General features: G+C 60.6%; 17 protein-coding genes. 11 read left to right on the top strand and 6 right to left on the bottom strand.

Translation table 11 applies throughout. The features are described from left to right. The first annotated feature begins 100 nt into the window (after positions 1-100). From D3Z90_RS04540 to D3Z90_RS04510, 7 genes are all read left to right on the top strand, one after another. The gene (locus D3Z90_RS04540) at positions 101-1,267 is read left to right on the top strand and encodes an efflux RND transporter periplasmic adaptor subunit (protein ID WP_136474600.1); all 1,167 of its coding nucleotides are present in this window, start codon (positions 101-103) and stop codon (positions 1,265-1,267) included. Next, positions 1,264-4,365 carry a multidrug efflux RND transporter permease subunit gene (locus D3Z90_RS04535; protein WP_136474599.1) on the top strand — a complete coding sequence of 1,034 codons (3,102 nt, stop codon included), beginning with the start codon at positions 1,264-1,266 and terminating at the stop codon, positions 4,363-4,365. Before D3Z90_RS04540 ends, D3Z90_RS04535 begins: the two co-directional genes overlap by 4 nt. A 9-nt stretch (positions 4,366-4,374) precedes the next feature. Then, positions 4,375-5,049: a heavy metal response regulator transcription factor gene (locus D3Z90_RS04530; RefSeq protein WP_136474598.1), complete on the top strand. Its 675-nt coding sequence runs from the start codon at positions 4,375-4,377 to the stop codon at positions 5,047-5,049. Further along, positions 5,024-6,403, top strand: coding sequence for a heavy metal sensor histidine kinase (locus tag D3Z90_RS04525; RefSeq protein ID WP_136474597.1), 1,380 nt, complete (start codon positions 5,024-5,026; stop codon positions 6,401-6,403). The genes D3Z90_RS04530 and D3Z90_RS04525 overlap by 26 nt, the downstream gene beginning before the upstream one ends. 187 nt (positions 6,404-6,590) lie before the next feature. Beyond that, positions 6,591-6,815 carry a hypothetical protein gene (locus D3Z90_RS04520; RefSeq protein WP_136474596.1) on the top strand — a complete coding sequence of 75 codons (225 nt, stop codon included), beginning with the start codon at positions 6,591-6,593 and terminating at the stop codon, positions 6,813-6,815. Positions 6,816-7,021: 206 nt separating this feature from the next. Then, complete coding sequence (locus D3Z90_RS04515) at positions 7,022-8,356, top strand: OprD family porin (protein ID WP_136474595.1); 1,335 nt, start codon at positions 7,022-7,024, stop codon at positions 8,354-8,356. Positions 8,357-8,508: 152 nt separating this feature from the next. Next, complete coding sequence (locus D3Z90_RS04510; protein ID WP_136478878.1) at positions 8,509-10,002, top strand: diguanylate cyclase; 1,494 nt, start codon at positions 8,509-8,511, stop codon at positions 10,000-10,002. Here D3Z90_RS04510 and D3Z90_RS04505 read toward each other — a convergent pair. Further along, positions 9,999-10,475: a PA2169 family four-helix-bundle protein gene (locus tag D3Z90_RS04505; protein ID WP_136474594.1), complete on the bottom strand. Its 477-nt coding sequence runs from the start codon at positions 10,473-10,475 to the stop codon at positions 9,999-10,001. The genes D3Z90_RS04510 and D3Z90_RS04505 overlap by 4 nt on opposite strands. A gap of 202 nt (positions 10,476-10,677) precedes the next feature. Here D3Z90_RS04505 and D3Z90_RS04500 point away from each other — a divergent pair, with 202 nt between their 5' ends. Beyond that, positions 10,678-10,899 carry a DUF3820 family protein gene (locus D3Z90_RS04500; RefSeq protein WP_136474593.1) on the top strand — a complete coding sequence of 74 codons (222 nt, stop codon included), beginning with the start codon at positions 10,678-10,680 and terminating at the stop codon, positions 10,897-10,899. On the opposite strand, the gene D3Z90_RS04495 is transcribed toward D3Z90_RS04500, so the two are convergent. Genes D3Z90_RS04495 through ptsP form a run of 3 tightly spaced genes read right to left on the bottom strand, consistent with a single transcriptional unit; the run spans position 10,896 to position 16,438 of the window. Further along, positions 10,896-12,632 carry a PTS fructose-like transporter subunit IIB gene (locus D3Z90_RS04495; protein WP_136474592.1) on the bottom strand — a complete coding sequence of 579 codons (1,737 nt, stop codon included), beginning with the start codon at positions 12,630-12,632 and terminating at the stop codon, positions 10,896-10,898. The genes D3Z90_RS04500 and D3Z90_RS04495 overlap by 4 nt on opposite strands. Continuing rightward, on the bottom strand, positions 12,629-13,579 hold the full coding sequence (gene pfkB / locus D3Z90_RS04490) for a 1-phosphofructokinase (RefSeq protein WP_136474591.1): 951 nt from the start codon (positions 13,577-13,579) through the stop codon (positions 12,629-12,631). The genes D3Z90_RS04495 and pfkB overlap by 4 nt, the downstream gene beginning before the upstream one ends. Next, positions 13,580-16,438 (bottom strand): phosphoenolpyruvate--protein phosphotransferase, encoded by a 2,859-nt coding sequence (ptsP, locus tag D3Z90_RS04485; protein ID WP_136474590.1) that lies wholly within the window; start codon positions 16,436-16,438, stop codon positions 13,580-13,582. It abuts the gene before it with no gap. Positions 16,439-16,721: 283 nt separating this feature from the next. Here ptsP and cra point away from each other — a divergent pair, with 283 nt between their 5' ends. Next, a complete protein-coding gene (cra, locus tag D3Z90_RS04480; RefSeq protein ID WP_136474589.1) occupies positions 16,722-17,717 on the top strand; it encodes a catabolite repressor/activator in 996 nt (331 codons plus the stop codon). 2 nt (positions 17,718-17,719) lie between these two features. Beyond that, a complete protein-coding gene (locus D3Z90_RS04475; protein WP_136474588.1) occupies positions 17,720-18,508 on the top strand; it encodes a TatD family hydrolase in 789 nt (262 codons plus the stop codon). Positions 18,509-18,522: 14 nt separating this feature from the next. Here the strand turns inward: D3Z90_RS04475 and D3Z90_RS04470 are convergent, their stop codons facing one another. Together D3Z90_RS04470 and D3Z90_RS04465 are read right to left on the bottom strand one after the other, a co-directional pair. Continuing rightward, entirely contained in the window at positions 18,523-18,873 is a 351-nt protein-coding gene (locus D3Z90_RS04470) for a helix-turn-helix domain-containing protein (RefSeq protein ID WP_136474587.1), read from the bottom strand. Further along, entirely contained in the window at positions 18,870-20,186 is a 1,317-nt protein-coding gene (locus D3Z90_RS04465; RefSeq protein WP_136474586.1) for a type II toxin-antitoxin system HipA family toxin, read from the bottom strand. Before D3Z90_RS04465 ends, D3Z90_RS04470 begins: the two co-directional genes overlap by 4 nt. Positions 20,187-20,522: 336 nt before the next feature. Between D3Z90_RS04465 and D3Z90_RS04460 the strand changes: the two genes are divergently transcribed. Next, positions 20,523-21,929, top strand: coding sequence for an FAD-binding oxidoreductase (locus D3Z90_RS04460; protein ID WP_136474585.1), 1,407 nt, complete (start codon positions 20,523-20,525; stop codon positions 21,927-21,929). The last annotated feature ends 4 nt before the right edge of the window (positions 21,930-21,933 follow it).

The following is a 21,933-nucleotide window of genomic DNA, read 5'->3' as shown; positions in this document are numbered from 1 at the left end:
ATCACTGGCTTTCAGCTAGCTGTCAGCGCTGTCAGTTAGCGGTCACGCTGCTGACCTGATCGAGCCGCTATAAATTAGGCATTGCCCTGGAATTTCACCTATGCGTATTCAGCCCCGCTCTGTTGTGATCTGCGTCGGCCTGTTGGTTCTGGCCGGGATTGGCTTTTGGTTGTTGGGTCGCTCGGGTGAAGAGAAAGTCGCTCACAGCCCCGCTATCCCGGTGCGCGTCGTTGCCGTCAAACAACAAGACGTGCCACGTTTTGCCAGCGGTATCGGCTCGGTGCTGTCACTGCACAGCGTGGTGATTCGGCCTCAGGTCGAAGGCGTATTGACCCGCCTGCTGGTCAAGGAAGGACAATGGGTCAAGCAAGGTGACTTGCTGGCTACCATCGACGACCGCGCCATTCGCGCTACCCTCGAACAAGCCAAGGCGCAATTGGGGCAAAGCCAGGCACAACTGCAGGTTGCCGGTGTCGATCTCAAGCGCTACAAGCTGCTCAGCACCGACAACGGCGTATCGCGCCAGACCCTCGATCAGCAGCAGGCACTGTTCAATCAACTGCAAGCCACGGTGCTCGGCAACCAGGCCGCTATAACCGCGGCCCAGGTGCAGTTGTCCTACACCCAGATTCTTTCGCCGGTGACCGGCAGGGTGGGTATTCGTAACGTCGATGAAGGCAATTTTTTGCGCGTGGCCGATACCCAGGGGCTGTTCAGCGTCACCCAGATCGACCCGATCGGGGTGGAGTTTTCCTTGCCGCAAAACATGCTGCCGACCTTGCAGGGGCTGCTCAAGGCGCAACCTGCCGCGGTGGTTCAGGCTTACCTGGAAGGCGATGGTGACAACAGCGGCACCTTGCTTGCCGAGGGTCACCTGACCCTGATCGACAATCAGGTAGCCGCCAACAGCGGAACCATTCGGGTCAAGGCTGAGTTCGCCAACCCCGACGCCCGCCTCTGGCCGGGACAACTGGTCACCCTGAAGCTGCAGACCGCGCTCGAGCAGAATGCATTGGTGGTACCGCCACAGGTGGTGCAACGCGGCATCGACGGCCATTACGTCTACAAACTGGTCGGCGACAAGGTCGAAAGCGTGCCGGTCACCGTGGTCTATCAGGACAGCACCCTGAACATCATTGCCGGGGTCGGCCAGGGTGACAAACTGGTCTCCGATGGTCAGTCGCGGCTCCGGCCTGGCGCCACCGTAGAAGTGGCGGCTGAAGCCGCTGCGCCAGAAGAAGTGGCTAAACGTCGGGAGCAGCCATGAAAGCCCGCGGCTCGATTTCGGCCTGGTGCATCGACCGCCCGATTGCGACCCTGCTGCTGACGTTCGCCCTGGTACTGCTCGGCGTTATCGCCTTCCCGCGCCTGCCGATTGCGCCATTGCCCGAAGCCGACTTCCCGACCATTCAGGTCTCCGCCCAACTGCCCGGCGCCAGCCCGGAAACCATGGCCTCGTCGGTGGCCACACCACTGGAAGTCCAGTTCAGCGCCATCCCCGGCATGACCCAGATGACCTCCAGCAGCGCCCTGGGATCGACCAACCTGATTCTGCAGTTCAGCCTGGAAAAAAGCATCGACACCGCTGCCCAGGAAGTTCAGGCGGCCATCAACACCGCCACCGCCCGCCTGCCCCAGGACATGCCCAGCCCGCCCACCTGGCGCAAGGTCAACCCGGCCGACAGCCCGGTACTGATCCTCACGGTCAGCTCGTCGCAGATGCCCGCCAACGAATTGAGCGACTACGCCGAAACCCTTCTGGCTCGGCAACTGAGCCAGATAAACGGCGTCGGCCTGATCAACATCACCGGGCAACTGCGCCCCGCTATCCGCGTGCAGGCCCAGCCGGAAAAACTTGCAGCGTTGGGGCTGACCCTCGCCGACCTGCGCCAGGCTATCCAACAGACCAGCCTGAACCTGGCCAAAGGTGCGCTGTATGGCGACAGCAGCGTTTCCACCCTGGCCACCAACGATCAGTTGTTTCATCCCGAAGAGTACGCACAACTTATCGTCTCTTACCGTGACGGCGCCCCGGTGCACCTGAAAGATGTCGCCAAGGTTATCAACGGCGCCGAGAACGCCTACGTCAAGGCCTGGTCCGGCGAGCAGCAGGGCCTGAACCTGGTGGTGTTCCGCCAGCCTGGCGCCAACATCGTCGAGACAGTCGACGGCATCATGGAGGCGTTGCCGCGGCTCGAACAGATGCTGCCGGCAGCGGTCGAGGTCTCGGTGCTCAATGACCGCACGCAGACCATTCGCGCGTCCCTGCATGAAGTAGAAGTAACCTTGCTGATTGCCGTAGCGCTGGTGATCGGGGTGATGGCGCTGTTTCTGCGCCAATGGTCGGCGACCTTGATTGTATCGAGCGTGCTCGCCGTATCGCTGATCGCAAGCTTTGCGCTGATGTACCTGTTCGGTTTCAGCCTCAATAACTTGACCCTGGTCGCCATTGTCATCGCCGTGGGCTTTGTGGTCGATGACGCCATCGTCGTGGTGGAGAACATTCACCGTCATCTGGAGGCCGGCGACAGCAAGCGCGAAGCGGCAATCAAGGGCTCCGGCGAAATCGGCTTTACCGTGGTCTCGATCAGTTTTTCCCTGGTGGCCGCGTTTATTCCGTTGCTGTTCATGGGCGGCGTGGTGGGTCGCTTGTTCAAGGAGTTCGCCCTCACCGCGACCTCGACCATCCTCATTTCGGTGGTGGTCTCGCTGACCCTGGCGCCGACCCTCTGCGCCCTGTTCATGGAGCGCCCCGAACACAAGGAGCAGCACAGAATTACGTTCGGTGAGCGCCTGCTGGCGTGGTACGAGCGCGTGCTGGTCAAGGCCCTGGCGCACCAACGCTTGATGATGGCGATTTTCGCCGTGACCCTGGCCCTGGCCGTAGCCGGTTACGTCGCCATCCCAAAGGGCTTTTTCCCGGTTCAGGACACCGGGTTCATTCTCGGCACCTCCGAGGGCGCTGCCGATATCTCCTATCCCGACATGATCAAAAAGCACCAGGCGCTGGCCAAGGTCATCGAGGCCGACCCGGCAGTACGCGCGTTTTCTCACGCTGTCGGGGTAACCGGCAGCAACCAGACCATCGCCAACGGCCGTTTCTGGATCGCCCTCAAGGACCGAGGTGATCGCGATGTGTCGGCCAGTGAGTTCATCGATCGCTTGCGCCCAAAACTGGCCAAGGTGCCAGGCGTGGTCCTGTACCTGCGCGCCGGCCAGGACATAAACCTGAGTTCCGGACCCACCCGCAGCCAGTATCAGTACGTGCTCAAGAGCAACGACGGCGCGGCGTTGAACGAATGGACGCAGCGCCTTACCGAGCGCCTGAAGACCAACCCGGCGTTTCGTGACCTGTCCAACGACTTGCAACTGGGTGCCAGCGTTACCCGCATCGATATCGACCGCCGCGCCGCAGCCCGTTTCGGCCTGACCACCACCGACATCGACCAGGCGCTGTATGACGCTTTCGGCCAGCGTCAGATCAGCGAATTCCAGACCGAGACCAACCAGTACAAGGTCATCCTCGAACTCGACGCCCGTCAGCGCGGCAAGGCTGAAAGCCTCAACTATTTCTACCTGCGCTCGCCACTGACCAATGAAATGGTACCGCTGTCAGTGCTGGCTAAAGTCGCGCCACCGAGCACCGGGCCATTGTCGATCAGCCACGATGGCCTATTCCCGGCCGCCAACCTGTCATTCAACCTGGCGCCCGGAGTAGCCCTGGGCGATGCCGTGCAGATCCTTGAGCGCACCCAGCGGGAACTGGGCATGCCCGATTCGATCATCGGCAACTTCCAGGGCGCGGCCCAGGCCTTCCAGAGTTCGCTGTCGAGCCAGCCCTGGCTGATCCTCGCGGCGCTGGTGGCGGTGTACATCATTCTCGGCGTGCTCTACGAGAGTTTCGTGCACCCATTGACGATTATCTCCACCCTACCCTCGGCCGGCCTTGGCGCACTGGCGCTGCTGTGGCTGACGGGGCAGGACTTCAGCATCATGGGCCTGATCGGCATTGTGCTGTTGATCGGTATCGTCAAGAAAAACGGCATCCTGCTCATCGACTTCGCCCTCGACGCCCAGCGCACTTTGGGGCTAAGCCCGGAAGAGGCGATCCACCAGGCCTGCCTGACGCGCTTTCGACCGATCATGATGACCACCCTCGCCGCCCTGCTCGGTGCCGTGCCCTTGATGTTCGGCATGGGTGCCGGCGCCGAACTGCGCCAGCCCCTGGGGATTGCCGTGGTCGGCGGCTTGCTGGTCAGCCAGGCGCTGACACTGTTCACCACGCCAATCATATACTTGGCCCTGGAGCGTCTGTTCCATCGGCGCAAGACGCCGCAAAGCGTGGCGCAGCCCACTGGCAGTTGAGAACCGATCATGCGTGTGCTGATTATTGAAGATGAAGAAAAAACCGCCGACTACCTGCACCGCGGCTTGAGCGAACAGGGCTTTACCGTGGACCTGGCCCGCGACGGTATCGATGGCCTGCACATGGCCCTGGAAGGCGACTACGCCGTGATCGTGCTCGATGTGATGCTGCCCGGCCTGGACGGTTACGGCGTACTGCGCGCCCTGCGCGTGCGCAAGCAAACCCCGGTGATCATGCTCACCGCCCGCGAGCGCGTCGAAGACCGAATTCATGGCCTGCGCGAAGGCGCCGACGATTACCTCGGCAAGCCGTTTTCGTTCCTGGAACTGGTCGCCCGCCTGCAAGCCTTGACTCGCCGCAGCAGCAGCCAGGAGCCGGTGCAGATTCAGGTCGCGGACCTGTGGGTCGATTTGCTCAGCCGCAAGGCCAGTCGTGCCGGGCAACGCCTGGACCTGACCGCCAAGGAGTTTTCCCTGCTCAGCGTACTGGCCCGGCGGCACGGCGAAATTCTCTCCAAGACAGCCATCGCCGAGTTGGTCTGGGACATCAATTTCGACAGTGATGCCAACGTCGTCGAAGTAGCGATCAAGCGCCTGCGCGCCAAGCTTGACGGGCCATTCGAAACCAAACTGCTGCACACTATCCGAGGCATGGGCTATGTTCTGGAAAACCGTGCCGACTAACTCCATCGCCCTGCGCTTGAGCGCATTGTTCACCCTGGTGGCGCTCGGCGTGTTCCTGTTGATTGGCAGCGCCCTGTACAAGCAGGTCGATCGCAGCCTGGATTTGCTGCCGGCTGCGGAACTGGAGGCGCGCTTGAGTGTGCTGGAGTCATCGCTGACGCGTTACGACACCACCGAGCACTGGGCCAAGATCACCAACAAACTCAACCTGCTCAGCGAAGAAGATCGGCGGATTCGCTTCTGGGTGGTGAGCGGCCACAGCACGTTTGAATACGGTCACCCCGATGACAACCTCCGCGCCTTCGCCCTCGGGCCGCTGGGCATGCGCGACCTGCGCCTGGCCAACAACCCTTACCCGTACAAGGTACTGGTCAGCGAGCTGCCAGCCATGGGCGCGCGGCCGTCCATGCGCTTTTTAATCGCCATCGATACCGAAGCCTTCTGGCAGACTCAACACACCTTGCTGGTGGCCATCGTCAGCCTGTCGGTGTTCGGCGTACTGCTGGCCTCGGTGCTTGGCTACTGGGTCGCGAGGGTCGGGCTGAAGCCGCTGCGCACACTATCTGCCGAAGCGCAGAAACTTGCGCCACCGCGCCTCAGCGGACGCTTGCAGCTATCGGACCTGCCACCGGAAGTGGCGCAATTCGCCAGCGCCTTCAACTCCACCCTGGAACGGGTGGACCAATCCTATACCCGCCTTGAAGCGTTCAACGCCGACGTCGCCCATGAACTGCGTTCGCCGTTGACCAACCTGATCGGCCAGACCCAGGTGGCCCTGACCCGCGGGCGCAGTGCCGAGCACTACTTTGAAGTGCTGCAGTCCAACCTGGAAGAACTTGAACGCCTGCGCACTATCATCAACGACATGCTGTTCCTGGCCAGCGCCGATCAGGGCAGCAAGGCCACGGCCCTGACCTGCTCCTCGCTGGCCGAAGAAGTGGCCGCGACCCTCGACTACCTGGACTACATCCTTGAAGACGCACAAGTGCGTGTCGAGGTCAGTGGCGATGCCCAGGCGCACATCGAAAAGGCCCAACTGCGTCGGGCGCTGATCAACCTGTTGAACAACGCCGTACAGCACACCGCCGCCCGTCAAGTCATCCAGGTGCATATCGAGCAGCAGGACGGCCAGATCAGCATTGCCGTGAGCAACCCGGGGCCGGCGATTGACCAGGAACACCTGCCGATGCTGTTCGAACGTTTCTACCGGGTGGATGCTGCGCGCAGCAGTGGTGGTGGCAACCATGGCCTGGGCCTGGCCATCGTCAAGGCCATTGCCCTGATGCATGGCGGTAGCGTGTTTGTACGCAGCCAGGCCGGGGCCAACACCTTCGGGATTGTGCTACCGGCTTGATCCAACTGCCACCCATTGGGTGGGCGCGGATTCATCCACGAAGGACTACGACGCAATCCTATCGCCGCGTTGACTATTGCTTTTAACGCAACAGTACTTCTCGAAAAAGTCACTGTTTCTTGCCTGTGTTTCCGACTAATTTAGTCGGACCTACTTAACACTTGCACCGCAAGAAGGCTGTTTCAAAATGTCCAACAGTATGGGTGTTGCCAGCGTATTCGTCCTGTCTTCCCTGTTATTGTCCCCTCTGGCCATGGCCGAGGAATCCCAGGCGTTCGTCGCTCGCAATGCACAACTTGCCGCCGTCCACGAGCAGGCTCGCGAGGCCTTCGCCGCCGAGCGTGACCAGTCGTCACAGCCCGCAGAACAGACCGCCTCCAAGGTTTCTTCGAGTGACGCAGCAGAGAGCTGATAGACCCCTCGTTTGTCTCTTTGACTCCCTTGGTAACCGCACAGGTGACTTGAGCGCCTGTGCGGTTGTCTTTCAAAGCCGCTAATGATCAGCGGCTTTTTTTTCGCGTGTCGAAAAGTGCCAGTCCGCGGGTGCGTTTGTTCATAACAAGATCACGATTCGCACAATAAAAAATTGCCTTACCGTCACCTCAAGGAGTCCACCCGGTGAACACTGCTTTACGCTTCACACCCCTCTTCGTTGCACTGGCTGCAACGATCCCTTTCAACGCCCAGGCCGATGAGGAAAAAGCCGAAGGTTTTGTCGAAGGGTCCAGCCTTAACGTGCATTCACGCAATTACTACCTGAACCGCAACCAACTGAACCGCGGCGTGCGTGACAACCGGGAATGGGGACAAGGTTTTATCGGCAAGTTCGAGTCGGGCTACACCCAGGGCACGGTCGGATTCGGCCTTGATGCCCACGCCATGCTCGGCCTGAAACTCGACGGCGGCGCCGGCACCTCCGGCAGCAGCATTCTGCCGATCAATACCCAGGGCGATAACGAGCCGGGAAAAGCCCCTGATGCGTTTTCGACCGCTGGGGCAGCGCTAAAACTCAAGGCGTTCGATACCGAGCTCAAAGCCGGCGACTTATTCTTGACCAACCCGGTAATTGCCGGTGGCGAGTCGCGCATGCTGCCGCAGACCTTCCGTGGTGTAAGCCTGACCAACAACAGCTTCAAAGGGCTGATGCTCGAAGCCGGCCAGGCCAGTTTCACCAAGCCGTACAACCAGAGTGGCCACCGGCGCATCGACACCTTCTACGGGGCCTTGCCGGATGATCGCGAAAGCCGTCACCTGAACTGGGCCGGGATGGCCTGGAGCGGTGTACCGAACCTGACATCGAGCCTGTACGCCTCCGAGCTCAAGGATATCTGGAACCAGTACTACTTCGACCTCGACTACACCTATGAAGTGAATGACCTGCTGAGCCTCAACCCTGGCCTGCACTTCTATCACACCCAGGACACCGGCCAGGCGCTGCTTGGCAACATCGACAACAACACCTACAGCCTGCACTTCACCGTGAACATCGGCTACAACAGCCTTACTGCGGTGTACCAACGGGTCAACGGCAACACCCCGTTCGACTACATCAACCAGGGCGACAGCGTGTTCCTCGACAACTCGCAAATGTACTCGGACTTCAACGGCCCCAACGAGCGCTCGTGGAAGCTCAAGTATGCCTATGACTTCGCCGGCCAGGGCATTCCCGGGCTGACTTCGGTCGTCTCCTATTCACGCGGTGAGTTGGACCTGACCAAGGTTGACCCGAACAGCGTCGGCTATGGCGAACACTGGTACAACGCCGAAGGTCAAAACGCCCAGCACTGGGAGCGGGACTTCGACTTGCAGTACGTTTTCCAGCAAGGCAACCTCAAGGACCTTTCGGTGCTGCTGCGCTGGGCCAGCCATCGTGGCAGCCAGGGCTATTCGCAGATTGACAATGACGTCGACGAATACCGGGTAATCATCGACTACCCGCTGAACGTATTCTGATACGTTGCCCGCGCTAGAGCTGGCTCTAGCCAGCTCTAGCGCGGGCTGCCGAGCAAAGCGCTTGTCCGACAATCCGCGGCACCCTAGAATATTGCCGCCGCGTAATCACGCCGCGACACTTTTGAAGGTCTTCGGCTGCTGCATCAATGACTTTGCCCTCTCGATCCAAGCGATCTGTTCTGTACAAGTCTCATCCGGAGCTGATCCTGAATCTGGGCAGTTGTTTGGCGGTGCTCGCCATAGTGAGCATTGTCAGCTACCTGGTGATGCGCGAACGCAGCAACATCGAGCAAAGCGCCGCGCGCTCGGCAAGCAACATCGTCCAACTGATCGAAAGCGACATCGTGCGCAATGTCGAACTCTACGACCTGTCGCTGCGCAGCTTGATCTGGGCAGTGAAGCAGCCGCAGCTACGCGCCTTGTCGGCCGACATGCGCCAACAGGTGTACTTCAACCAGGCCTTTACCAACTCGGCACGGGGCGACATTCTCTGGCTCGACGCCCAGGGTGATGTGACGGCCGATTCCGCCAGCGTGATACCACGCCAAGCCAATTTCGCTGACAGCAAAGTGTTCCAGGCCCATCGTCAGAATGCAGACCTGGGACTGATTATCAGCCCACCGTTCAAGGCACGCCTGGGCAATCCGGACTGGTGCATCAGCTTCAGCCGTCGCATTGACGGCGCCAACGGGGAGTTTGCCGGCATTGCCGCCGGAGCCTTGCGCCTGTCGTACTTCACCGAGCTGTTCCGGCGCCTGGACATCGGCAATGAAAGCAGCATCAGCTTGATGAACACCGACGGCGTGCTGCTGGCCCGCCAATCAAAAGTCGCCGAAGACACGCTTGTTGGCATCAACTTCTCCGACCGCCCGAATTTTCAGCGCCTGCGCGCCGACGGCAGCGGCAGCTTTACCAGCTTCTCCGCACGCACCGGCCAATCCAGGCTCTACACCTTTGCACGGGTGGCCGACCTGCCACTGATCGTGGTGGTGGCGCGTTCCAGCAATGAGGTTTTCGAGTCGTGGCGACGCACGGTGATACTGGTCGGTGTTGCCACCGGGGTGCTGTGCATCGGCATTCTTTGGCTGACCTTGCTGCTGGGCCGCGAATTGCGTCGACGTCAAAGTGCCGAGCAGGACCTGGCGGAGTTGGCAGCCACCGACAGTCTCACCGGCCTTGCCAACCGGCGTCAGCTCGATCAGGTATTGCGCCGCGAATGGGCGCGCGCCCAGCGCAACCACCGGCCATTGGCGGTGTTGATGGTCGATGTAGACCACTTCAAGGCATTCAACGAACGTCATGGTCACCAAGGCGGGGATGAAGCCCTGCGCAAGGTTGCCGATGCGATTGCCCGCAGCATTCGCCGTCCGGCAGATCTGGCAGCCCGCTACGGTGGTGAGGAGTTTCTGGTGGTGTTACCGGAAACCGAGCGCCAAGGCGCGCAGGTACTCGCAGAGCGCATACGCCGCAGCGTCGAGGCATTGCCGATGTTTGCCGAAGACACCCAACCGGTGACGGTGAGCATCGGTATTGGCTGCTACACGCCAGGCGCCCAGCAAGATCTGGCGACCTTACTGGGCAGTGCGGACGATGCGCTTTATTGTGCTAAACGCAACGGTCGCAATCGCGTTGAAACCGCAGATTAAGACTGCGCCCGAGCTCGGTCGCGCAGCGCCTTCACCTGATCATGGTTACGCTGCACACCGTGATACTGGCGCTCGACCATCGCATAGACTTCATTGCCAGGCACCATATGCAACTTGCCGAGTTTTTCCAGCGCATCCTTGTAGGCTTTAAGGGCATGGTCCTCGCCGCGCTCGACTTCGTTGAGCACTGCTTCTTCGTCCTTACCGGTTAGCGCCGACTTGATGTTTACCCAAGTACGGTGCAGGTCACCACTCACGCTGGTAGAGGTTTCCGGATCGCCATCCAAGGCGCGCACCTGATGCTGCAACTCGGAAGCGGCACTAGCGCATTCCCCAGCGCGCTGCAGGAAGTAAGTTTTGAGCTCAGGATTCTTCACATCCTCAGCGGAGGTTTTGAAGCCTTTCTCACCATCTTTGCTGTACTCGATCAGTTCGTTGAGCACCGAGATAACATCTTTATTGGTATCGGTCATGACACTGCTCCTTTGCATGAGGGAAGATGCATAGAGATAGAGCAGTGTTCGTGCCAGTCTTGATAACAAAAATAAATCTATGTTTATCAAAGGCTTATGATTAATTGAACTATCAGAACCCAAGCGTTCTGCATGAACTGGGCTTTGGCCTTCATGCAGATTGCATGTATGTTCGGGCCATCCCTTTGCAGAACTCCATGGCATGAATCCTGAAACGCTCAAACTGCTGGTTACCCGCGAAATGCCGTTCGGCAAATATAAAGGCCGGCTGATCGCCGACCTCCCCGGCCATTACCTGGCCTGGTTCGCGCGCCAGGGTTTTCCCAATGGCGAGCTTGGCGGGCTTCTGGCGCTGATGCACGAGATCGACCACAACGGTCTGGGCGATCTGCTGGTGCCCCTGCGCCGCGCCCAGCGAACCTAGACCTTGACCGGTTGCACGGCCAATTCCACCCCTTCGCTTCGTTTGAGCACGGCATAGACCACCGCCGTGAGCAGACTGCCCGCCACAATTGCCAGCAAGTACAGCAAGGCATGGTTGATGGCATTAGGGATGAGCATGACGAACAACCCGCCATGCGGCGCCATCAGTTTGCAGCCGAAGTACATCGACAACGCGCCGGTCAATGCTCCCCCGGCAATACTGGCTGGAATCACCCGCAGCGGATCTTTAGCGGCAAAGGGAATCGCCCCTTCCGAGATGAAGCACAAGCCCAATACAAAAGCCGCCTTGCCCGCTTCGCGCTCGCTCTGGGCGAACTTGCGTCGGGCAATGAAACTGGCAATGCCCAGGCCGATTGGCGGCACCATGCCAGCGGCCATGGTTGCCGCCATCGGTGCATAGCTCTGCGAGGCCAGCAGGCCGACCGAAAATGCATATGCTGCCTTATTGATCGGGCCACCCAGATCGACGCACATCATCCCGCCCAACAGCACGCCGAGCAGGATGGCATTAGTGGTGCCCATGCTGTCGAGAAAGTGCGTAAGGCCTTCGAGCATGCCCGCCACCGGTTTGCCAACCACATAGATCATCACAAGACCGGTGAACAGACTGGCCAGCAAGGGAATGATCAAAATCGGTTTGAGCGCATCCAGGCTGGTGGGTAAACGCACCCAGCGGCTGATGGCCTTGGCGCTGTAACCAGCCAGAAAGCCTGCGACGATGCCGCCGATAAAGCCGGCACCCAGGGTGCTTGCCAGCAACCCACCGATCATTCCCGGCGCCAGTCCCGGACGGTCGGCAATCGAGTAGGCGATATAGCCTGCCAGCAACGGCACCATGAGTTTGAACGCCGCCTCACCGCCGATCTGCATCAACGCAGCGGGCAAGGTGCCGGGCTCTTTAAAGGCCTCGATGCCGAACACGAAGGACAAGGCGATCAACAAACCGCCCGCCACCACCATCGGCAACATGAACGAAACCCCGGTGAGCAGATGCTTGTACACCCCGGTTTTTTCGCTGCGTGCAGCGGCACTATTGGCGCCTTGCGCCGCCGACTCCTCGCGGCCTTCGGCCAGGGCTTTGTTCAGCGTGGCCTGGGCCTGCTTCAAGGCCACGCCGGTGCCACAGCGATAAATACGCTTACCGGCAAAACGTTCGGTAGGCACCTCGATGTCTGCGGCCAACAACACCACATCTGCTTCGGCAATGGCAGCAAGCGGCAATGGGTTGCGCGCACCGACCGAGCCCTGAGTTTCCACCGTCAGTTGGTAACCCAGTTGCTGCGCCGCCTGTTGCAAGGCTTCAGCCGCCATGAAGGTGTGGGCCACGCCGGTTGGGCAGGCGGTGATGGCGACAATTTTTGCGCTGCGTTCGCCAGCCTCGGGCGGGGCATCGGCAAGCGGCTGGTAAACATCTGCCTGCTCCGCCGCCTGGCGCAAAAAGTGCTGAACATCGCTGAGCGCCTGGGCCGGGGTGCTTTGGAACAAGCGCTTTCCGGCAAAGCGTTGCAAATCCAACGGGCCACTGTTGACCACCAGCACCCAGTCTGCAGCAGCAATCACCGCTGCAGACAATTGCTGCTGCGGATTCTGTGGGTCATGCACTTCAACACTGGTGCTCCAGCCCAAACGCTGGGCAGCGGCTGCCAGCAAACGCGCACTGAGCACACTGGAAACCTGGCCGTTTGGGCAAGCGGTGACGATGGCAATGTTCATCTGCAACCCTCTTGTTGTGGCTGGCCCACACGCACGTCGCACTCCAACTGCGCCAGCTGCGCGCGGTCGTTGATGCCAAAACCGATTTGGGTTACCGCCTGGGCGGCAATCGCAGTGGCCAGGCGCAAGGTGTGTTCGCCAGTGGTTGCGCTGAGCAAGCCATGAACCATGCCCGCCAACAGTGAATCACCGGCACCGACCGTGCTGGCCACCTTGACCGTTGGCGGCACCGCGGTAAGCGCCCCGCCTGCCTGGAACCAGTTGACCCCATGCTCCCCCTGGGAAACCACAACATGCTCCACACCCTGGGCAAGCAGTTGGCCGGCCGCTGCGTGTTGCTCGGCAAAAGAGTGCACGCTGCTGCCCAGCACTTCACCCAACTCATCGGTATTGGGCTTGACCAGCCAGGGCGCACTTTTCAGCCCTTCTCGCAGGGCTTCACCGCTGCTGTCCAACGCCACCTTCAGGCCCATGGCCTTGAGCTGCGCGAGCAGTTGCTGCAGCCACTGCGGGCTGAGCCCACGCGGCAGACTGCCTGCGACCACCACGGCGTCGTGACCGGGCGCAATGTGGCTGAGCTTGCTCAGCAATTGCTCACAGGCGTGGGCATCCACCTGCGGTCCCGGACCGTTGATATCGGTGACACGACCGTCGGCTTCGACCAGCTTGATGTTGCACCGGGTTTCCCCCGGTACGCGGACAAAGCAGTCGGCAAAGCCACGCCGGGCGATCAGGCTTTCAAAAGGCTGAAGATTATCGGCCCCCAGAAAGCCGCCGACGGTAACGCTGTGGCCAAGGTCCGCCAGCACCTGCGCAACATTCAGGCCCTTGCCCGCCGCATGGCTGTGCTGGGCCTGGCTGCGGTTGACCACACCACTGTGCAGAGTCTCCAGGCTAACCGTGAGATCCAGCGCCGGGTTGAGGGTAAGGGTGAGTATCTTGGCCATTCAGTTTTTCTCCACCAACGCGCGTACGGCGCTGGCACTGCCCTGTAGCAGCGCTTGCTGGGCAAGCTGCCGGGCGTGTTCATAATTCAGTTCACGGACCTGGGCCTTGACCTCGGCAATGCTGCGCGCAGCAATGCTCAGTTCATCGACACCCAACCCCAACAACACTGCAACCGCCTGCGGGTCCGCCGCCAGCTCACCGCACACGCCCACCCACTTGCCATGGGCATGGGCGGCACGCACGGTGATGTCGATCAGTTGCAACACCGCCGGGTGCAAGCCATCGGCCTGGGCCGAAAGGCTGGGGTGACCACGGTCGATGGCCAAGGTGTATTGGGTCAGGTCGTTGGTACCAATGCTGAAGAAGTCCACCTCGCGGGCCAGCACTGGCGCCAGCAGCGCCGCCGATGGCACCTCGATCATGATGCCGACCTGCAAATCAGTGACGCTGATTTCTTCGCGCAAGCGATCGACCATCGCCTTGGCCTGTTGCCACTCTTCAAGCTGGCCGACCATCGGAAACATGATGCGCAGCGGACGATCATCAGCGGCGCGCAACAACGCCCGCAACTGACTTTCCATTACCTGCGGACGTTGCAGGGTAAGGCGAATACCGCGCACACCGAGAAACGGGTTCTCTTCCTTGGCAATCGGCCAATACGGCAACGGTTTGTCGCCGCCCACATCCAGGGTGCGCACCACCAGTGGCCGTCCCTTCAGCCCATCGAGCACCCGGCGGTACTCGGCCTCTTGCACCGCTTCATCCGGGGCTTGCTGGTGGGCCATGAAAATCAGTTCGGTGCGCAGCAGGCCGACGCCTTCGGCGCCGTGATCAACCACGGCATCAATACCTTTGCTATCGCCTATGTTGGCGAACACTTCGATGGCATGCCCATCGCGGGTGACTGCCGGCTCCAGGCGATGCTCTCGAGCCAGTTGCAAGCGCTGCTCGCGGCGTTCGCGTTCAGCCAGGGCGCGCTGCAACTCATCGGCGGGCGGCGCCACCTGCAGGCGCCCGCGCTGACCATCGAGCAACAACGTGGTGCCCGGAGCAATCAGCAACACCGCATCGCCAGCCCCGACCACCGCCGGAATGCCGAGCGCACGGGCGACAATCGCGCTATGGGCGGTGGCCCCACCACGCGCGGTAAGAATCGCGGCGACGCGGGTTGGGTCGAGACGGGCAACATCCGACGGTCCCACCTCCTCCATCACCAACACATAAGCTTGCTCTGGCACTGGCGCATCCGCTTCACCACAGAGCTGGGCCAACACCCGCCGACCAATGTCGCGCAGGTCGGCAGCACGCTCGGCTAACAAAGCATCCTGCAAGGCTTCCTGTTGACGCGCTGCAGCGTCGATCACGGCCATCCAGGCCGCTGGCGCACTCTCGCCCTGGCGCAGACGCTGATCGACTTCGTCGCTGAGTTCGGGGTCGGCAAGCATTTCCTGGTGGGTGATGAAAATTTCGCCAATGGCCTTGGCCTGGCTGCGCTGAATCAGCGCTTCGATCTCTGCATTGACCGTCGCCAGCGCCTGCTGCAAACGCTGGCGTTCAATTGGCAGCGACTCACCGCGCAGGGGATAGTCGAATTCACGCACGACCTGAATATGCGCCGGGCCACAGGCGATGCCGGGCGCAGCAGCCACGCCCTGAATCACCGCACCCGCCACAGGGGCGAGCAGTTCAGGTTCGGCCAGTGGCGCCGGCGCGGCTTCAACCACCGTCGCCAGCGCCTCGACCTCCTCACCCAAGCCTTCCTCGATAGCCGCCTGCAAAGCTGGCAGAGCATCGGCGGCGACACTGGGCTCGGCAATAATCTCCAGCACCTGACCACGTCGGGCGCCGAGGCTGAGCAACTTGCTAAGGCTCTTGGCCGACACGGCCGGCTGGCCGCTGTCGAGCACACGCAGGCGAATCTCGCCCTCAAAGGCCTTGGCCAATTGCGCCAGCACCTTGGCCGGACGCGCGTGCAAGCCATGGGCGTTGGCAAGGCCAATGCGTACGCTCGGCCAGTCGCCTGGCAACTCGCCCCCCAACACTTCCAGCACTGCACGGCTGCTGGTGGCACGGCCCAGTTCCTGACCGCGGCCTTCTATCAACAGCGAGCATAAACGCTCAAGCAACGCCTGATGCGCAGCGCCCAGGCTGGCCAGGCAAAACAGCCCCAGCAGCGGCTGGTCGCGATAACGCAGTGGTTGTTGTGGCGTAACAAACGCCAGCCCTGGCTGACGCACAGCCTGCTCGCTATGCAGCCACCACAAGCCCTCGCCCAGCGGCAGCGGCTCGACCTTGTGCAACACCCCGGCAAAGCTGCCGTTCACACATTCAGCGCGGTGCAACAAACGCGCAGCCCGCCAGACCAGTTCGTCAAAGTCTTCAGCGGGCACGCCCAGGCCAATCATTTGTGCATCCAGGGCCAGTTCCTGCGGGGCGCCTTGCAGCAACTTCAGCAGGGCCTCGGCGGAACTCGCCCGGCGCAACGCCTCGGCCAGATCGGTTTCACCCAGGGCACGGGTGAGCAGTTGCAGCAAACGCAGGTGTTCATCGGAGCGGGCGGCGATACCGATCGCCAGGTACACCCGATGGCCATCACCCCAGTCCACGCCGTCGGGAAACTGCAACAGGCGCACACCCGTGGTAAAAACCTGGTCGCGGGTTTGCGGGGTGCCGTGGGGAATCGCAATACCTTGGCCAAGAAAGGTCGAGCCCTGCGCCTCGCGGGCTTGCAGGCCCGCCAAGTAGCCCTCGGCAACCAGGCCGTCACGGACCAGGTGCTCGGCCAGAAGCTGCAGCGCCGCCGACTTATCCACAGCCGTCTGGCCCATGGATATCTGCTCCACAGTGAGCTCGAGCATGACCTTCTCCTTTACAGCACCAAATGGGTGCTGAGGTATTGTTGTGAATTTTTCAGCATAGGGCCAGTTGCTCGCGGCCCACGGCAGGCGGTGGTTCGGCAGAAAAATCGCCTGCTGAAACGTTTAATCTGCAATTGTGAGCACGTTACTCGATAATCTTCGATCAATGAAGCCCCATCTTGTCGGACAATTGCGACAATGGTCGTCTGCGCCGTGAACACAGGATCGGCGACAATTCCCGGTCAGGCTGTGCAAGCAGCCCCGGTATAACAAGGAATTTGCGGTGAAACTCAGCGATATAGCCCGTCTGGCCGGTGTGTCCGTAACCACTGCCAGCTATGTCATCAATGGCAAGGCCGAACAGCAACGTATCAGCAACAGTACGGTAGAGCGCGTGCGCGCGGTGGTTGAGGCCCATGGCTTCACGCCTAACCCGCAGGCGGCAGGCTTGCGTAGCCGTCACACCAAGACCCTGGGGTTCATCCTCCCGGACCTGGAAAACCCCAGCTACGCACGCATTGCCAAGCAACTGGAACAAGGTGCGCGGGCCAAGGGTTATCAACTGCTGATTGCCAGCAGCGACGACCAGCCAGACAGCGAGCGCCAGTTGCAGCAGCTGTTTCGCGCCCGTCGCTGCGATGCACTGTTCGTTGCCAGCTGCCTGCCGGCTGGCGACGACAGCTATCGCCAGTTGCAGGCCAAGGGCCTGCCGATTATCGCCATCGACCGTGGCCTGGACCCGGAGCACTTCTGCTCGGTGGTCAGCGATGACCGCAACGCCAGCCTGCAACTGACCCGCAGCCTGCTCGCCAGCAAGCCGGCGCACATTGCCCTGATCGGCGCCCGCCCGGAGCTGAGCGTCAGTCAGGCACGCGCAGGCGGTTTCGATGAAGCCCTGCAAGGCTTCAGCGGCAACGTCAGCCATTATCAGGGCGAAGCCTTCAGCCGCGAATGCGGCCAACGCCTGATGAACCAATTGCTCAGCGAACTGGGCGGCTTGCCCGATGCCCTGATCACCACCTCCTATGTGCTGCTGCAGGGCGTGTTCGACGTACTGCAAACGCGTCCGGCCGACTCGCGCAGCCTGCAACTGGGCACCTTTGGTGACAACCAGTTGCTCGACTTCCTGCCGCTGCCGGTCAACGCCATGGCCCAACAGCATGGGGTAATGGCTGAAACCGCACTGAAACTGGCCCTGGCCGCCGTGGAAGAAAAACAATACGAACCCGGCGTGCATGCCGTAAGTCGAACCTTCAAACAACGAATCATCAAGGCCTGACCATGCGCCTGATCGACACCCACACTCATCTGGATTTTCCAGACTTCGACCCTGACCGTACGGCGCTGTTGGCCAAGGCCAGGGCCGTGGGTGTCGAACGCATGGTGGTGCTGGGCGTGTACCAGGACAACTGGCAGCGGGTTTGGGAACTGGTCAGCAGCGACCCCAACCTGTTCGCCGCTTTCGGCCTGCACCCGGTGTACCTCGACCAGCATCGCCCGCAACACCTGCAGGAGCTGGGCGACTGGTTGAGCCGGCTGCGTGGCGAGCGCCAACTGTGCGCCGTGGGCGAATTTGGCCTGGACTACTACCTGCCCGAGCTTGATCGCGAGCGCCAGCAGCATTGGTTTGAAGCGCAACTGCAACTGGCCGTCGACTTCAACCTGCCCGCCCTGCTTCACGTGCGGCGCAGTCATGCTGCGGTGATTGCCACCCTCAAACGCTACAAACTCCAGCGCGGCGGCATCATCCATGCGTTTGCCGGCAGCGTAGAAGAGGCCCGCGAATACCACAAGCTTGGCTTCAAACTGGGCCTGGGCGGCGCCGCAACCTGGCCGCAAGCCTTGCGCCTGCACAAAGTACTGCCGCAACTGGCGCTGGAAAGCCTGGTACTGGAGACCGACGCCCCGGACATGGCCCCGGCAATGTTCGCCGGCCTACGCAACAGCCCGGAGCATTTGCCACACATCGCCGAGGCACTGGCGCAAATAATCGGCATTACGCCGGAGCGCTTGGCCGAGGTGAGCACGCGCAATGCGTGTGAGTTGTTTGGTTGGACGCAAGTCGTCTGACGCAAGGCTCTCACTTAGGCGCTGGCTTTTCGTGACGCTGGCCGGGCACCGCGCTTCTTGATAATCACCTGCTCTTGCGCGCCTTGGATCGGGGCACTGATGATTGCGCCTAAGGTCATCCTCATGCCGAAGATGCGCAAAATGCCATTGAGCGTATTGATCGTGGGATTACCCCTGTCAGTTTCCAACTGATAAAGCGCTTTCGTCGACATTTTGCACATAGTGGCAAAAGTCGCCTGATCGAGCCCGGTCACCTCGACGCGCAAGCGACGAATCGAAATCCCCAGGGTTTCCCGGCCGGTTATATTCTGCTGCGTGATGTCCTCAATCAGCCTCTGGCGTTCTTCGATCGAGATGGTTTTCATCGCAGCCCCCATTCACCTAAACGGACATCCAAATTGTTCAAAGGAATTGACTGCGCGGTACGTACACTCTCCGGCATCTCGCTGAGCAGACCAGGAAGCGCACGGAAATCCTCAGCTGCACGCCTTAATCGGCTCATCAGGTAATTCGAGTCGAGCAGGCCATCAAATGAGGCGCACACAGAGTGCCAATCAGGGGCGCCAGCGCGCTCACTCTGCCACTTTGTTACTCGAGTAACGCCTTCAGGATCAAGCACCATCGGTGCCAGGTCATAGATAGGTGCCAGTTGCAGCCGACCCTTGTGATGAAAGATCGATGTATTGCGGCCATGGTTGTCAGAGTTGCCCAAAATTCGGTTGAGCAGATCGCGACGTACGTATTCGAAAACAAGGTCTTCGATCTCATCAGCTTGCTGATTGGCTTTCCACAACTGGCACAGGCGCTTTATCACGTTTTCATGCCTCATAGCAGAGCCAGGCACGGTATTTGCGCACACTGAATAGATCGACTCCATTGCGATGCGCTCTACCTTGCCGTCCTCTACACATCTATCGAAGCGCGGCATCCAAAGACTCGGTTTCTCGGCTTCCTCCAGCGCCAACCCATTGGTTGAGACGGTATCAAGGCCCAGTGCCGCAATCGCCCGATAATAATGGAACTCGGCACGCAGGATGTCTCTGTCGCGCTCGGTGACTTTGTTGCGAGCGAACTTCACCAGCCAGTGACGATAAGCCTGGTTGTCTGCGAGCACTGCATCAGCGTGCAAACCGCCATCCACATCCTCGGTCATGAGCAACTTCGGCGCCTCTCCCTGAGCACCCGTTGCACCGCCCATTGCCGCACCTAGTTCATACGCGTATTCGAGAAAATCGTTGGATCGCTCTACGACGTTTTGCCGAGCAAAGGCTATGTCTCTGGCAGAGTCGATCAGTTCGGCCGACTCTTTGATCCGTAAATGGCCAATGGGCGCCGGCGTGCACCGTTTGAACAGGAACAACTCCATGTCCATTCCCTCAGGCTTCTCGTGCCCGAAACGCGCTTCGAGGGATCTGCGCGCCGCACCGGCGGGGACGATGTCATAGACAAATGCCGGATAGCCGACGGTGTCCGTGTTCGTCCAGCTCAACGGTAGATTCACACTTACCGCGGGCTCGAAAATGGACTCAATGCTTTCGATGAACGCCAGCAAATAGCCTTGGTCATAGGCAGCGGAGAAGCGCCCTTCAGCCACACGCGTACCATTTTGAGCGGTAAGAATCAAAGCGTCATGCCATCGTCCCTCTACGTAGGTTTGTAGAGTAAGTTGCTCTGCCATGACGCCCTCGAAAGTCGGTACTTTAGTACTGCTTAATATAGTGCACCGGCCGTTAGTCGGCAATAAAGTTCTTATTACCTCTATTTTCAATACATAATAGGTAATTTAGTGCTGATTACTAGGATTAACGTGCTCTGCTATCTGGTGTGAAGCGGCAGCAACGCCTGGCTTTACGGTGAGCCAGGAACCTTGCCGTGAGGCACGCCCATCACTGGCGGTGCACCACGACTTCGTACGATCGTATGAGCACCCGGTACTAATTCCTAAAAGCGTCTAATTGTCGCACCGCATGCCCCCGTTGACACTGGCCCGCATTCCACTAGCCAGGGGCTCACAATGAAACTAACGCTTACCCCTCCGCTGAAACCCAGCCACTGGATGTCAGCCACCGATCTGCTCGCCAACAGTACAGCCCCACTCACAGGCAACCATGACGCGGATGTCGTGATTATCGGCGGTGGTTTTGTCGGGCTGTGGACGGCCATGACCATCAAAGAGCTTGAACCGGACGCCCGCGTCATGGTGCTCGAACAGCATGTGTGCGGCGGCGGCGCTTCCGGGCGCAATGGTGGTTTCGTCATGTCATGGTGGCCGAAGATCGGCACCTTGCGCGGCTTCTGCAACAAAGAGCAAGCCTTGTTCCTCGGCAACAATGCTGAGCAAGCGATCACAGAGCTGGGTGAGTTCTGCAAACGCCACGGCATCAACGCCCATTTTCAGCAAAGCGGTTGGTTATGGACGGCAACTACTTCGCAGCATATCGACACCTGGAACGGCACCCTTGCAGCCTGCGAACGCTTGGGCGTGCAGCCTTTCGAGCGGCTTGATGCCAAGGAAGTAGCGCAGCGCACCGGGTCAGCGGTACACCTGGCCGGTGTATTCGAGCGCAGCAATGCCACGGTACAGCCCGCGTTGCTGGTCGAAGGCATGCGTCGCGTGGCGTTGACCATGGGGGTCGAGATTCACGAAGGCACGGGCGTGAGCGACATTGAACCCGGCCAACCCGCCTTGGTGAAGACCGCCCAGGCTAACCTGCGGGCCCGCTCTGTGGTGCTGGCCGTCAACGCCTGGGCGGCAACGATCCCGGCACTGGCGAAGCTGATTGTGCCGGTCAACAGCTCCATCGTGACCACCGAAGCGATGCCACAGCGTTTGGCCGACATCGGCTGGACCGGTGGCGAGGCCATCACCGACTCACAACTGATGGTGGATTACTACCGCACCACCCGCGACGGCCGTATCGCCTTCGGCAAAGGCACTGGCGCTCTGAGTTTCGGTTCAAAAATTGGCGAAGTGTTCAGCGAAGATGCCGCTAGCCTGGCGCTGACCGAGGCCGACCTGCGCCGCACCTACCCCATGCTCGGTAAAGCATCGATTGCCGCGCAATGGTCCGGCCCTATCGACAGAACATACGACAGCTTGCCGGTGTTCGGGCGCTTGAACGCCCACGACAACATTCATTACGGCATTGGCTGGAGCGGTAACGGTGTCGGCCCCAGTCGCCTGGGTGGGCGCATTCTGGCAAGCCTGGCCCTCGGCCGTGCAGACGCGTGGAGCAATTGCCCGCTGGTTGAGCGCAACTGCCGCACCTTTCCGCCCGAGCCTATCCGCTACTGGGGCGGCTCGTTGGTGCGCAACGCCGTCATCCGCAAAGAACGTTCGGAACTGGCCGGCGCTGCGCCTGCCGCCCTGGACCGCTTTCTGGCCAGCCTTGCGCCGGCCGGACTCGAAGACAAAGCCTGAGGAC

Origin of the sequence: Pseudomonas sp. DG56-2 (genome assembly GCF_004803755.1) — a bacterium.
Lineage (GTDB): Bacteria > Pseudomonadota > Gammaproteobacteria > Pseudomonadales > Pseudomonadaceae > Aquipseudomonas > Aquipseudomonas auratipiscis.
This window is presented reverse-complemented; position numbering and strand designations above follow the sequence as displayed.

Coding starts and splice junctions, on each gene's coding strand:
- D3Z90_RS04540 (WP_136474600.1), top strand. CDS start 101: ATGCGTATTCAGCCCCGCTCTGTTGTGATCTGCGTCGGCCTGTTGGTT.
- D3Z90_RS04535 (WP_136474599.1), top strand. CDS start 1,264: ATGAAAGCCCGCGGCTCGATTTCGGCCTGGTGCATCGACCGCCCGATT.
- D3Z90_RS04530 (WP_136474598.1), top strand. CDS start 4,375: ATGCGTGTGCTGATTATTGAAGATGAAGAAAAAACCGCCGACTACCTG.
- D3Z90_RS04525 (WP_136474597.1), top strand. CDS start 5,024: ATGTTCTGGAAAACCGTGCCGACTAACTCCATCGCCCTGCGCTTGAGC.
- D3Z90_RS04520 (WP_136474596.1), top strand. CDS start 6,591: ATGTCCAACAGTATGGGTGTTGCCAGCGTATTCGTCCTGTCTTCCCTG.
- D3Z90_RS04505 (WP_136474594.1), bottom strand. CDS start 10,475: ATGACCGATACCAATAAAGATGTTATCTCGGTGCTCAACGAACTGATC.
- D3Z90_RS04500 (WP_136474593.1), top strand. CDS start 10,678: ATGAATCCTGAAACGCTCAAACTGCTGGTTACCCGCGAAATGCCGTTC.
- D3Z90_RS04495 (WP_136474592.1), bottom strand. CDS start 12,632: ATGAACATTGCCATCGTCACCGCTTGCCCAAACGGCCAGGTTTCCAGT.
- pfkB (WP_136474591.1), bottom strand. CDS start 13,579: ATGGCCAAGATACTCACCCTTACCCTCAACCCGGCGCTGGATCTCACG.
- ptsP (WP_136474590.1), bottom strand. CDS start 16,438: ATGCTCGAGCTCACTGTGGAGCAGATATCCATGGGCCAGACGGCTGTG.
- D3Z90_RS04475 (WP_136474588.1), top strand. CDS start 17,720: ATGCGCCTGATCGACACCCACACTCATCTGGATTTTCCAGACTTCGAC.
- D3Z90_RS04470 (WP_136474587.1), bottom strand. CDS start 18,873: ATGAAAACCATCTCGATCGAAGAACGCCAGAGGCTGATTGAGGACATC.
- D3Z90_RS04465 (WP_136474586.1), bottom strand. CDS start 20,186: ATGGCAGAGCAACTTACTCTACAAACCTACGTAGAGGGACGATGGCAT.
- D3Z90_RS04460 (WP_136474585.1), top strand. CDS start 20,523: ATGAAACTAACGCTTACCCCTCCGCTGAAACCCAGCCACTGGATGTCA.